This is a genomic window from Burkholderia sp. A9, from assembly GCF_000801975.1.
Genome location: NZ_JSZN01000002.1, coordinates 13,263 through 26,230 on the forward strand (window position 1 = coordinate 13,263; position 12,968 = coordinate 26,230).

Below are 12,968 nucleotides of genomic sequence, written 5' to 3' on the forward strand. Positions count from 1 at the left end.
CCTGACCACTACCTCCGCGCCCCCCTCAAAAAAACAAAACCCCGGAAGATCGCAATCCGCCGGGGTTCCAACGCCATCGAACGACGAAGACGAATCAGTGCTGCACGGCCCGGCTCGCCAGCACGCCCGTCTGCGCGTAGAACTCCTGCTGCTCGAACGCAGCACGCTCGCGCCGCGCGCACTCGCCGCGGTCCGCGAGCGAGCCGACGACGATCCCGATGAACGCGAGCGGCACCGACACGAGCGCCGGGTTGTCGAGGAACACCGGCGCGTGCGCGTGGTGCAGCACGTCGACCCACACCGACTTCGACAGCACCGTGAGCGTGACCGCCGACGCGAGGCCGAGGCCACCGCCGAGCACCGCGCCGCGCGTCGTCATCCCGCGCCAGAAGATCGACATCGCGAGCACCGGGAAATTGGCGCTGGCGGCCACCGCCGCGACGAGGCCGACCATGAACACGACGTTCACGTGCTCGAACAGGATCGACAGCGCGATCGCGATCGCCGACAACCCGATCGTCGCCGCGCGCGAGATGCGCATCTCCAGCCGTTCGTCGGGTTTGCCGCGCGCCCACATTTGCGCATACAGGTCGTGCGAGATCGTGGTCGCGCCGGCGAGCGTCAGCCCGGCGACCACCGCGAGGATCGTCGCGAACGTGACCGCCGCGATGAAACCGTAGAACCAGTTGCCGCCGACCGCCTGCGCAAGCTTCACCGCGACCATGTTCGAGCCGCCGAGCAGGTCGTGCGTCAGGTTGAAGGTGCCGTTCGCGCCGAGCCGAAAGAATTCCGGATGCTGCGCGAGCAGCACGATCGCCGAAAAGCCGATCACGAAGGTCAGCAGATAGAAGTAGCCAATGAAGCCGGTCGCGTACAGCACCGACTTGCGCGCCTCCTTCGCGTTCGGCACCGTGAAGAAGCGCATCAGGATGTGCGGGAAACCGGCCGTGCCGAACATCAGCGCGATGCCGAGCGACAGCGCGTTGGCCGGATCGCGGATCAGCTTGCCGGGCCCCATGATGGACAGCGCGCCCGGATGCACGGCCACCGCGCGGCGGAACATCTCGTCGACGCTGAAACCGAATTCGCCGAGCGCGAGCAACGCGAGCACGGTCGCGCCGCACAGCAGCAGCACGGCCTTGATCACCTGCACCCAGGTGGTCGCGGTCATCCCGCCGAAGAACACGTAGACGACCATCAGCACGCCGACGATCAGCTCGGCGGTGCCGTACGACAGCCCGAACAGCAGCTGGATCAGCTTGCCCGCGCCGACCATCTGCACGACCAGGTACAGCACGACGATCGTCAGCGCGTTCGCGGACGTCAGCAGCCGGATCGGCCGCTGCGCGAAGCGGTACGCAACGACGTCGACGAACGTGAACTTGCCGAGGTTGCGCAGCGGTTCCGCGATCAGGAACATCACGAACGGCCAGCCGACCAGGAAGCCGATCGAGTAGATCAACCCGTCGAAGCCGAACATGAACACCATCCCCGACAACCCGAGGAACGATGCGGCCGACATGTAGTCGCCCGCGATCGCGAGCCCGTTCTGCAGCCCGGTGATGCCGCCGCCGGCCGTGTAGAAGTCGCGGGTCGAGCGCGTGCGCCGCGCGGCCCAGCGCGTGAGCGCGAGCGTCGCGAACACGAACGCGAAGAACATTCCGATCGCGACCGGGTTCAGTTCGACCTTGTCGGGCATCGGGCCCGCGACGGCGGTCGCATGGGCGGCGGAGGAAACGAGAACGGCCAGTGCGCCGAGCGCAATCGAGGTGCGTCGCATGTCGGCCTCCGTCACGAACGCTGCAGGATGGCGTCGACGCGGCGGTCGAACGCGCGGTTCGCGCGCAGCACGTAGCACGCGGTCAGGCCGATCGCGACCAGGATGATCGCGACGCCCGCGGCGATCCCGACCGTCGTCGTCGCGCCACGGTACAGCGGTGCAGCAAGCACGTGCGGCGCGAGCGCGACGAGCAGGATGAAGCCGTAGTAAGTGGCGATCATCAGCGCCGTCAGCGTGAAGCTGAAGCGGCGCCGCGCACGTACGAGCTGCTGGTAGTCACGGCGCGCCGTGACCGATTCGATGACGGAAAGCTCCATGGTGTCTCCAATATCGTCTCGTCATATCGCGAGAACTGTCTTGTGGATGGTCGGCGCGTCGACTGCTCCGCCCGCGCCGCGGCGGCAAGACATGAATCGCGTTACACGATGCGCTCAGCACGCAGGCGCGCCAACGCGTCGGCCGACAGCCCGAGCCAGCCGCCGAGCACGTCGTCCGTATCGGCGCCGAGCACCGGCGGCGCACCGCGCACCGGCAGGCGTGCGCCATCGAAGCGATACGGCGGCGCGAGCACATCGACGCCGCCCGCGACCGGATGCGGCTGCCGCGTGACGAGGCCCGCGCGGGTCGCACGTTCGGACGTCAGCGCGTCGTGCAGCCCGAGCACTTCGCCGCACGGGATGCCCGCCTCGGCCAGCGCCGCCAGCAGCGTCGCGCGCGGCCTGCGTGCGAGTTCGCGGCGAATCTCGGGCAGCAGTTCGGTGCGATTCTCCGAGCGACCGAGGTTGGTCTTGTAGCGTTCGTCCGCGGCGAGATCAGGCCGCTCGATCGCGTCGCAAAAACGCGCGAACTGCGGGTTGTTGCCGACCGTGATCACGAGCGGGCCATCGGCCGCATCGAACACGCCGTACGGCACGATCGACGGATGCGCGTTGCCGTAGCGCGGCGGATCCTCGCCCATCAGCAGCGCATCGAGCCCGTAGTACGCGGTGATCATCAGCCCGCAGTCGAACAGCGCCATCTCGATGCGCCGTCCGCGCCCCGTCGCATGACGCTCGTACAGCGCGGCGAGAATCGCCTGCGCCGCATACATGCCGGTGAACAGGTCGACCGCCGCGACGCCGAACTTCAGCGGCGGCTGGTCGGCCTCGCCGTTCAGCGCCATCAACCCGGCCTCGCCCTGCACGACGAGGTCGTAGCCGGGCCGCGCGGCCTCCGGGCCCGAGCGGTCATAGCCCGAGATCGCGCAATGCACGAGCCGCGGATTCAGCTCGGCCAGCGCGTCGTAGCCGAGCCCGAGCTTTTCCGCGCCGCCGAACTTGAAGTTGTGGATCAGCACGTCGGCCTGCGCGGCCAGCTCGCGCGCGAGACGCTGCCCTGCTTCGGTCTGCAGGTCGACGCAGATCGATCGCTTGCTGCGGTTCACGCTGTTGAAGTAGGTCGTCTCGGTATCGCCGATCCGCAGCCCCCAGTCGCGGGTGTCGTCGCCGCGCGCCGGATGCTCGACCTTGATCACTTCCGCGCCGAAATCGGCGAGTACCATCGCGCTCCACGGGCCCGCGAGCACGCGCGAGAAATCGAGCACCTTCACGCCGGCCAGCGGCAACGCGCGCGGTTCGTTCGTCATCCTTGTCTCCTCCATTCGCGTGTTTCGCTGTTACTGTTTCGACAGCGCGATATAGCGTGCGAGATGGTGATCCTCGTCGCCGAGCTGGTGATCGATCATCACGAGCCGCTTCGCGTAGTGCGACAGCGGCAGCTCCCACGTCATCCCGATCCCGCCGTGCAGCTGGATGCTCTCCTCGGCGACCAGCGTGCCGATCCGGCCGATGCTGGTCTTGGCCGCCGCGAGCGCGCGCTCGCGCACCACGCGCGGCGCGTCGAGCTGCGCGGCCGCGTTGATCACCGTCGAACGCGCCTGCTCGACTTCGAGCAGCAGGTCGGCCATCCGGTGCTGCAGCGCCTGGAAGCTGCCGATCGGCAAACCGAACTGCTTGCGCGTGCGCAGGTAGTCGAGCGTGTGCGCCTTCGCGACCTCCATCGCGCCGAGCGCCTCCGCCGACAGCGCGAGCAGACCGTAGCCGAGCACGCGTTCGAGCAGCGCCGCGCCCGCTTCGCCGTCGTGAGCGTCTGGCGCGCCGAGCGCGGCATCGGCCGGCAGCGCAACGCGCTCGAAGCGCACTTCGGCCGCGCGGCCGCCGTCGATCTTCTTGTAGTCGCGCAGCGACACACCCGGCGCGTCGGCAGGCACGACGAACAGGCCGATGCCGGCCGCATCGTCGTCGCGGCCCGACACGCGCGCACTGACGACGAAGAACGCCGCCTGCGTGGCCTGGTCGACGACGCCCTTCGCGCCCGTCAGCACCCAGCCGTCGCCGGCACGTTCGGCGCGCGTGCGCACGGTCGTCAGTTCGTAGTGCGAGCCCGGCTCGTCGTGTGCGAACGCGGCGCTCGCGCTGCCGTCGATCAGCGCGGCCAGCCGCTCGCGATGCGCGTCGCCGCCGGCGAGCGACAACGCGCGACCCGCGAGCAGCGCGCCGAGGAACGGCTCGACGACCAACCCGCGCCCGAGGCATTCGAACACCACGGCGATGTCGAAGCCCGCGCCGCCGAAGCCGCCATCGGCTTCTGGAAACAGCGCGCCGACCGCGCCGAGTTCAGCGAAGCGCTGCCACATCGCGCGATCGAACCCTTCGGCCGACTGCGCGATGCGGTCGCGCACCGGGAACGCGTACTGTTCGGCGATGAAGCGGTTCAACGTATCCGCCAGCATCCGGCGGTCTTCTGTGTGCTGGAAATCCATCGTCGCGTCCCTCGTTACAGCCCGAGCATCATCTTCGCGATGATGTTCTTCTGGATCTCGTTCGAGCCGCCGAAAATCGACAGCTTGCGGTTGTTGAAATACTGCTGCGCGGCGCTCGCGGCCTCGTCCGGGCCGATCGGCTCGCCGCCGCCATCCGCATGCTCGCCGTCGAGCGCGGCCTCGACGAACGGCTGCGCGTACGGCCCCATCGCGCGCCGCATCAGCGCCGTGATCTCCTGGCGGATCTGCGTGCCGCGGATCTTCAGCATCGAGCTTTCCGCACCCGGCACGCCGCCGCCCGCGACGGCGGCCAGCACGCGCAGGTTGGTCGTGCGCATGTTCTCGAGTTCGATTTCGACGCGCGCGACGCGGGCCGCGAAGAACGGATCGTCCGCGAGCGGCCGGCCGTTCTTGGTCACCTTCGCGGCGACCGCGCGCAGCCGGTCGAGCGCGGCCGTCGAGAAGCCGATCCCGGCGATGTTGGTGCGCTCGTACGTGAGCAGGTATTTCGCGTAGGTCCAGCCGCGGTTCTCTTCGCCGACCAGGTTCTCCACGGGCACGCGCACGTCGGTGAAGAACACTTCGTTCACCTCGTGCTCGCCGTCGAGCGTGATGATCGGGCGCACTTCGACGCCCGGCGTGTTCATGTCGATCAGCAGGAAGCTGATGCCCTCCTGCTTGCGCACGTCGGTCGCGGTGCGCACGAGACAGAAGATCATGTTCGCGTAGTGGCCGAGCGTGGTCCACGTCTTCTGGCCGTTCACGACGTAGTGACTGCCCTGCGCGTCCACACCGCGCACCGCGCTCGTCTTCACCGCCGCGAGATCGGAACCGGCGCCCGGCTCCGAATAGCCCTGGCACCACCAGTCGGTGCCGTCCAGGATGCGCGGCAGCCAGTGGCGCTTCTGCGCTTCGTTGCCGTACTTGATCAGCACGGGCCCGAGCATGTTGACGCCGAACGGCACGATGCGCGGCGCACCCGCGAGTGCGCATTCGTTGTCGAACAGGAACTTCTGCGCGACGCTCCAGCCGGGGCCGCCGTATTCGCGCGGCCAGTGACTCGCGAGCCAGCCGCGTGCATTGAGGATCGCGTGCCATTCGCGCATGTCGTCACGCGTGAGATGCAGGCCGCCCTTCACCTTGCGCGCGATGCGCTCCGGCAGTTCGGCGGCGAGGAAGCGCTGCACGTCGGCGCGGAACGCTTCCTCTTCGGGTGTGAAATTGAGGTCCATCGTGGGTCCGTTGCGAATGCGGTTGGCGTTCAGTCGATGCGGTTCAGGCTCGCGAAATCCGCGCCGCGCTCGACCAGCTCGACGATCAGCGGCGAAGGCTTCCAGAACAGCGGATCCTCCTGCGCGAACGCACGGATGTCGGCGAGCACGTTCGCGAGGCCGACCGTGTCCGCGTAGTGCATCGGGCCGCCGCGATAGCGCGGGAAGCCGTAGCCGTACAGGAACACCGCGTCGACGTCGAGCGGGCGCAGCGCGATCTTCTCGTGCACGACGTTTGCGCCTTCGTTGATCATCGCGGCGAGGTAGCGGCGCAGGATCTCGTCGTCGGTGAACGTGCGCGGCGTAATGCCCTGCTTCGCGCGCTCGTCGGCGACGATGGCCTCGACTTCCGGGTCCGGCGTGCCGACGCGCGCGCCGTCCGGATACAGGTAGTAGCCGCGCCCGGTCTTCTGCCCGAACCAGCCGCGCTCGCACAGCCGGTCGGAAATCTCCACGTAGCGCGCGCGCGGGTCGCGCGTCGCCGCACGGCGCTTGCGGGTCGCCCAGCCGATGTCGCCGCCCGCGAGGTCGACCACCTGGAACGGCCCCATCGGGAACCCGAATTCACGCACCGCGCGATCGATCTGGTACGGCGACGCGCCGTCTTCCATCAGGTAGTCGGCCGCGGTGCGGTAGACCGCGAGGATCCGGTTGCCGATGAAGCCGTCGCACACGCCTGCACGCACCGGCGTCTTCTTCAGCTGCTTCGCGAGCGCGAACGCGGTCGCGACGACGTCCGCACTCACGCGCGCCGGCACGACGATCTCGAGCAGCTTCATCACGTTGGCCGGCGAGAAGAAATGCAGGCCGATCACGTCGGCCGGCCGGTCGATGCTGGCCGCCAACTCGTCGATGTCGAGATACGACGTGTTGGTCGCGAGCACCGCGCCCGGCTTGCACGCGCGCGCGAGTTCGGCGAACACCGCCTTCTTCACGGCCATGTCCTCGAACACGGCCTCGATCACCACGTCGGCCTGCGCGAGCGCGTCGTACGACGTGCTGCCCTTGAAGCGCGCGAGCCGCGCCGCGTGCGCGGCCGGGGTCATCCGGCCCTTCGCGACGAGGCCGTCGTAGACCTTCTCGACATGCGCGCGGCCGCGCGCGAGCGATGCTTCATCGCGTTCGATCATCGTCACCGGCAGCCCGGCGTCGAGCGCCGCGACCGCGATCCCCGCGCCCATCGTGCCGCCACCGACCACGCCGAGCCGCTCGACCGGACGCGCGCTCGCGCGGCGCGCCTCCGGCACCTTCGCGGCCTCGCGTTCCGCGAAGAACGCATGCACGAGGCCCGCGCGCTGCGGACTGTCGATGCATTGCAGGAACAGGCTGCGTTCGAGCTTCATTCCCGCGTCGAACGCGTGCGTGAGCGTGGCCTCGACCGCGTCGACGATCTTCGCCGGCGAGAACAGGCCACGCGACTTCTTCGGCAGTTCGGCGCGCGCCGCATCGATCGCGGCCTGCGCGGCCGCGCGATCGGCGAGCCCCTGCGCATCGCGGGTGCGCCTTGCCGGCGCGCCGAGCGACACGAGTTCCTGGGTGTACGCGAGACCTTCGGCGAGCGTGTCGTCGCTGTGCGCGACGCGATCGACGAGGCCGAACGCGAGCGCTTCGTCGGCGCTCACGTGGCGCCCCGTCAGCATCAGGTCGAGCGCGGCCTGGGCGCCGATCAGGCGCGGCGTGCGCTGCGTGCCGCCCGCGCCGGGCAGCAGACCGAGCGTGACTTCGGGCAGCCCGAGCCTGGTGCCGGGTACCGCGAGCCGGTAATGCGCGGCGAGCGCGACCTCGAGGCCGCCGCCGAGCGTCGCGCCGTGCAGCGCGACCACGACCGGCTTCGCGCTCGACTCGATCCGCTCGCATACGTCGGGCAGCGACGGCGGCACCGGCGGCTTGCCGAATTCGCGGATGTCGGCGCCCGCAATGAAGTTGCGGCCGGCGCCGACGATCAGCACCGCGCGGATCGCGTCGTCGGCCTGCGCGGCGTCGAGCGCGTCGGCGAGGCCGCGCCGCACGTCGGCGGACAGCGCGTTGACGGGCGGATGGTCGATCGTGACGACGAGCACCTTGTCGCGCCGTTCGCGCGTGACGGTGCCCGCTCGGGAGGGTTCGGGGGAAGTGGTTGAATTCATGGGGTCTCCAGTGCGGTGCGCCGGGCGGGAGCCGCGGGACGGGTCGGCGGTGCCGGTTCCCGATCCGCGTCCCGCGCGGCGGGAAACAATCCGGCGTGCGTGCCGATCATGACTCGATTCTCGATTGATCGAGATTCATTGACAATTCCCGCGCGCCTTTACAAGCTGTCAAGTCTGACTTGACACTGAATGCTTTCGAACCATTAAACGGGACAGACCAGGAGACACCGGGCATGGACCTGAACGCGCTGACGCTGCTGGTCGAGATCCTCGACGCGGGCAACCTGAGCAAGGCCGCGCAACGGCTCAAGATGAGCCGCGCGAACGTCAGCTACCGGCTGAACCAGCTCGAGCGCTCGATCGGCCAGCAGCTGGTGCGGCGCACCACGCGCCGCATCGAGCCGACCGAGATCGGGCTGAAACTGTACGAGCACGGCCGGCGCATCCGCAACGAGCTGCTCGCCGCGCAGGAATCGGTGACGACGCTCGGCCAGGACCTGCAGGGCCGCGTGCGGCTGTCGGTGCCGAGCGGCTACGGACAGATGGTGATGTCCGAATGGCTGCTCGCGTTCAAGCGGCTGCATCCGGGCATCGTGCTCGACGTGGTGTTCGAGAATCGCGTGGAGGACCTGATGCGCGACGAAGTCGACATCGCGATCCGCGTGATGTCCGAGCCGCCGCAGAACCTCGTCGCGCGCGACATGGGCGCGGTGCGCTACGTCGCGTGCGCGTCGCCCGCGTTCGCGGCCGCGCACGGGATGCCCGCCAACCTCGGCGCGCTGGCCGCCGCGCCGGTCGTCACGGCGACGGTGCTGGGCCGGCAGCTGCGGATCGCCGCGTATCTCGGCGACGAGCGCCACGAGGTGCTGCTCGAGCCCACGCTGATTTCGGAGAACTTCCTGTTCCTGCGCCAGGCGATCCTCGCCGGGATCGGCGTCGGCATCGTACCCGACTACGTGATGCAGGACGACATGCGGCGCGGCACGGTCGTCACGTCGCTGGACGCGTACCGGCTCAGCATCTTCGGCACGCACATGTACATGCTGTACATGCCGAACCGGCACCACACGCGCGCGACCGCGACGTTCATAGAGTTCATCCTCGAACAGGCCGGAAAGGCCGGCCGGGGCGGGCCCGGCGGGATGCGTCAGGGTTTCCTGTCGGATGACAATCCGCCGGCCGCACGGCGACAATAGCGCGCCGTCCGTGCGGAGCGCGTGCCGCGCACACGCCGCCTCCTTCGAATTCACTGTTGCCGAGGGTTTCAATGTTCGACCGGATCCGTCCGCATTCGCGTCCCCGGACGCTCGTCGCCACGCTCGCGCTCGCCGCGCTCGTCACGTTCGGCGCCGGCTGCACATCGCCGTCCGCGCCGTCGGGCGCCGTCGTCCCGGTCGCCGCCGCGTCGGGCGCCGCGGTGCCGCTGCCCGGCGTCCATGCGCCCGAACTGTCGTCCGGCTGGACCGACAAGCCGGGCTGGACCTCGCAGCACTTCATGATCGCGGCCGCGAACCCGCTCGCGACCCAGGCCGGCTACGAGATACTGAAGGCCGGCGGCACCGCGATCGACGCGGCGATCGCGACGCAGATGGTGCTCGCGCTCGTCGAGCCGCAATCGTCGGGGCTCGGTGGTGGCGCGTTCATGCTGTACTTCGACGGCAAGGCGGCGCAGGCATACGACGGCCGCGAGACCGCGCCGGCCGCCGCGACCGACCGCCTGTTCTACGGCCCGACCGGCCAGCCGATGGGTTTCTACGAAGGCGTCGTCGGCGGGCGCTCGGTCGGCACGCCGGGCGTGCTGCGGATGCTCGACGCCGCGCATCGCGCGCACGGCAAACTGCCGTGGCGCCGGCTGTTCCAGCCCGCGATCCGGCTCGCCGAGCACGGCTTCACGATCAGCCCGCGCCTGGCGATGCTGGTTGCGAACGACCCGTACCTGATGAAGGATCCGGCCGCGCGCGCGTACTTCTACAACCAGGACGGCACGCCGAAGCCGGCCGGCACGGTGCTGAAGAACCCCGCGCTCGCGACCGTGCTGCGCCAGGTCGCCGACCGCGGCGCGAATGCGTTCTACACCGGCGCGATCGCGCGCGACATCGTCGCGAAGGTGCGCAAGCATCCGACCAATCCGGGCCTGCTGGCGGTGCAGGATCTCGCGCGCTACAAGGCGAAGGTGCGTACGCCGCTGTGTACCGACTACCGGCGCTCGGTGGTCTGCGGGATGCCGCCGCCGTCGTCGGGCGGCCTCGCGATCGCGCAGATGCTCGGCATCCTCGAGGCGATGCCCGACTGGCAGCAGATCGGCGCGCAGAAGCCGGTGCGCAACGAGGTCGGCTACGAGCCGACACCGTTCGCGGCGCACCTGTTCAGCGAGGCCGGGCGCCTTGCGTTTGCGGACCGCGCGCGCTACGTCGCCGATCCCGATTTCGCGCCGCTGCCGGGCGGCAGCTGGGCGAGCCTCACCGACCGGAGCTATCTCGCGCAGCGCGCGCGCCTGATCGGCGACACCAGCATGGGCGTCGCGCAGGCCGGCATGCCGCAGGGCGCGACGCTGGCACTGGCCGACGACCACAGCCCCGAATTGCCGTCGACGTCCGACATCGCGATCGTCGACCGCTACGGCCAGGCGCTGTCGATGACGACCAGCGTCGAGGACGCATTCGGTTCGCGGCTGATGGTGCGCGGCTTCATGCTGAACAACCAGCTCACCGATTTCTCGTTCGTGTCGAGCGAGAACGGGCGGCCCGTCGCGAACCGCGTGCAGGCCGGCAAGCGGCCGCGCTCAGCGATGACGCCGGAACTCGTGTTCGACAGGAAGACGAAGCAGGTGACGATGATCGTCGGTTCGGCCGGCGGCCCCGCGATCATCAACCACGTCGCGAAGGCGCTGATCGGCGTGCTCGACTGGGGGATGACGATGCAGCAGGCGATCGCGCTGCCGAACTTCGGGTCGATGAACGGGCCGACGCAGCTCGAACGCGGCCGCGTGTCGGATGCACTCGTCGACGGGCTGAAGGGACGCGGGCACGACGTGCAGGTCGTCGAGATGAACTCGGGACTGCAGGGGATCCAGCGACTGAACGTGCAGGGGCAGACGGTGTGGTTCGGCGGCGCGGACCCGCGGCGGGAAGGGATTGCGATGGGGGATTGAGGCCGGCCGGCAGAGGCGGCGCACATGCGCCGCCTGCTTCGTATCATCCGCGCCCCTTCCACGGCACCACCCGCCGCTCGACCCAGCGCATCGCGAGATCGAACAGCCACGCGATCGCGCCGATGATCAGGATGCCCATCACGACGATATCGGTGCGCAGGAAGCTCGACGCATTGAGCACCATCTGCCCGAGCCCGGCCGTCGCGGCGACCATCTCGGCCGCGACGAGGGTCGTCCAGCCGAACCCGATCGCGATCCGCAGGCCGGTGAGGATTTCCGGCAGCGCGGCCGGCAGCACGACGTGGCGCACGATCTGCGCGAAGCTGCCGCCGAGCGAATACGCGGCGTTGATCTGCTCGACCGTCGCCGCGCGCACCCCGGCGCGCGCGGCCATCGCGATCGGCGCGAAGCACGCAAGGAAAATCACGACCAGCTTGGCCGTTTCGTCGATGCCGAACCAGATCACGACGAGCGGCAGGTACGCGAGCGGCGGCAGCGGCCGGTAGAACTCCAGCAGCGGATCGAGCACGCCGCGCGCGACCCGGCTCACGCCCATCAGGATGCCGGCCGGCACGCCGATCGCGGTCGCGAACAGGAACGCGCCGAACACGCGCGCGGCGCTCCACAACAGGTGATCGGACAACGGCAGGCCGCCCTGGATGCGACCGTGCCAAGCGTCGACGAAGGCGGCCCACACCGCTTCCGGCGCGGGCAGGAACAGCGGCGGCAGCCACTGCCGGTGCGTCGCGACCCACCACAGCACGGCCAGCGCCGCGACCGTCGCCGCGCTGAGCGCGGCTGTCTTCCCCTGCCCCGGCAACCGGTAGCGATGCGATGCGCGGGCCGGACGCGCCGCGTGGCGTCGTTGCGTCGCGCGTTGATCCTGCCCGAACTCCCCGGCCGCTCGATCGGCCGCCCACGAATCCTGCGTGCTCATGTTGTCCTGCCTGTGCAATGTACTGATCCGGCCGCGCCCGACGGACGCACCCTGCCGCGCGAACTCATGCATCACGCGGTCTCCGCAACCGCCTCGTCCCGATGCAGATACGCGATCAGCCGCTCGCGCCATGCGATGAAATCCGGCGACGACTTCACCGCGCGCGCATCGCGCGATTCGACGTAGCGCCGCGCGAACGGCAGCTCGAACGTTTCCGCGATGCGGCCGGGGCCGGGTGTCATCACGACGAGACGCGTCGCGAGGAACAGCGCCTCCTCGACGTCGTGCGTGATGAAGAACACCGTCTTGCCGGTGCGCGCCCACACGTCGAGCACGAGCGCCTGCATCGTGCCGCGCGTCATCGCGTCGAGCGCGCCCATCGGTTCGTCCATCAGCAGCACGCGCGGGTCGCTCGCGAGCGCACGCGCGATGCCGACGCGCTGCTGCATCCCGCCCGACAGTTCGTACACGCGCGCATGCGCATGGCGCTCGAGGCCGACGAGCGCGAGCATCTCGCGCGCGCGCGCTTCACGTTCGGCCTTCGACACGCGCGCGAAGCGCAGCCCGAGCGCGACGTTCTCGAGCACGTCGAGCCACGGCAGCAACGCGTATTTCTGGAACACGACGCCGCGGTCGGCGCCGGGGCCCGTGACCGGCACGCCGTCGACGCACACGTTGCCCGTGGTCGGCGCGACGAAGCCGGCCATGCAGTTCAGCAGCGTCGTCTTCCCGCACCCGGACGCGCCGAGCGCGACGACGAATTCACCGGAATCGATGCGCAGGTCGACGCGCGCGAGCGCCTGCGTCGTCGGCCGACCGCGTTCGCCCGGATAGGCGACCGATACCTGACGGACTTCCAGCGTGCTCATGATCGAGGGCTCCGCGATGAATGACCTGAGTGGC

The 12,968-nt window shown here is 69.5% G+C and carries 10 protein-coding genes; 2 read left to right on the forward strand and 8 right to left on the reverse strand.

The window, feature by feature from the left end; all coding sequences use genetic code 11:
- Positions 1-94 precede the first annotated feature (94 nt).
- The 6 genes from PI86_RS00455 to PI86_RS00480 form a co-directional block, all read right to left on the reverse strand.
- The gene (locus tag PI86_RS00455) at positions 95-1,780 is read right to left on the reverse strand and encodes a cation acetate symporter (RefSeq protein WP_039317500.1); all 1,686 of its coding nucleotides are present in this window, start codon (positions 1,778-1,780) and stop codon (positions 95-97) included.
- A gap of 11 nt (positions 1,781-1,791) precedes the next feature.
- A complete protein-coding gene (locus tag PI86_RS00460; RefSeq protein WP_014895931.1) occupies positions 1,792-2,097 on the reverse strand; it encodes a DUF485 domain-containing protein in 306 nt (101 codons plus the stop codon).
- A gap of 101 nt (positions 2,098-2,198) precedes the next feature.
- On the reverse strand, positions 2,199-3,404 hold the full coding sequence (locus PI86_RS00465) for a CaiB/BaiF CoA transferase family protein (RefSeq protein ID WP_039317503.1): 1,206 nt from the start codon (positions 3,402-3,404) through the stop codon (positions 2,199-2,201).
- Between the two features lie 30 nt (positions 3,405-3,434).
- Complete coding sequence (locus PI86_RS00470; protein ID WP_039317506.1) at positions 3,435-4,580, reverse strand: acyl-CoA dehydrogenase family protein; 1,146 nt, start codon at positions 4,578-4,580, stop codon at positions 3,435-3,437.
- 14 nt (positions 4,581-4,594) lie between these two features.
- Positions 4,595-5,812 carry an acyl-CoA dehydrogenase family protein gene (locus tag PI86_RS00475; RefSeq protein ID WP_039317509.1) on the reverse strand — a complete coding sequence of 406 codons (1,218 nt, stop codon included), beginning with the start codon at positions 5,810-5,812 and terminating at the stop codon, positions 4,595-4,597.
- A gap of 29 nt (positions 5,813-5,841) precedes the next feature.
- Entirely contained in the window at positions 5,842-7,977 is a 2,136-nt protein-coding gene (locus tag PI86_RS00480) for a 3-hydroxyacyl-CoA dehydrogenase NAD-binding domain-containing protein (RefSeq protein WP_039317512.1), read from the reverse strand.
- 233 nt (positions 7,978-8,210) lie between these two features.
- On the opposite strand from PI86_RS00480, the gene PI86_RS00485 reads away from it, so the two are divergent.
- Together PI86_RS00485 and ggt are read left to right on the forward strand one after the other, a co-directional pair.
- Positions 8,211-9,173 (forward strand): LysR family transcriptional regulator, encoded by a 963-nt coding sequence (locus tag PI86_RS00485; RefSeq protein ID WP_039317515.1) that lies wholly within the window; start codon positions 8,211-8,213, stop codon positions 9,171-9,173.
- Between the two features lie 71 nt (positions 9,174-9,244).
- Positions 9,245-11,128, forward strand: coding sequence for a gamma-glutamyltransferase (ggt, locus tag PI86_RS00490; RefSeq protein WP_039317519.1), 1,884 nt, complete (start codon positions 9,245-9,247; stop codon positions 11,126-11,128).
- Positions 11,129-11,171: 43 nt separating this feature from the next.
- On the opposite strand, the gene PI86_RS00495 is transcribed toward ggt, so the two are convergent.
- Positions 11,172-12,137, reverse strand: coding sequence for an ABC transporter permease subunit (locus PI86_RS00495; protein WP_039317522.1), 966 nt, complete (start codon positions 12,135-12,137; stop codon positions 11,172-11,174).
- Positions 12,137-12,934 (reverse strand): taurine ABC transporter ATP-binding protein, encoded by a 798-nt coding sequence (locus tag PI86_RS00500; RefSeq protein ID WP_014895923.1) that lies wholly within the window; start codon positions 12,932-12,934, stop codon positions 12,137-12,139. Before PI86_RS00500 ends, PI86_RS00495 begins: the two co-directional genes overlap by 1 nt.
- Positions 12,935-12,968 lie beyond the last annotated feature (34 nt).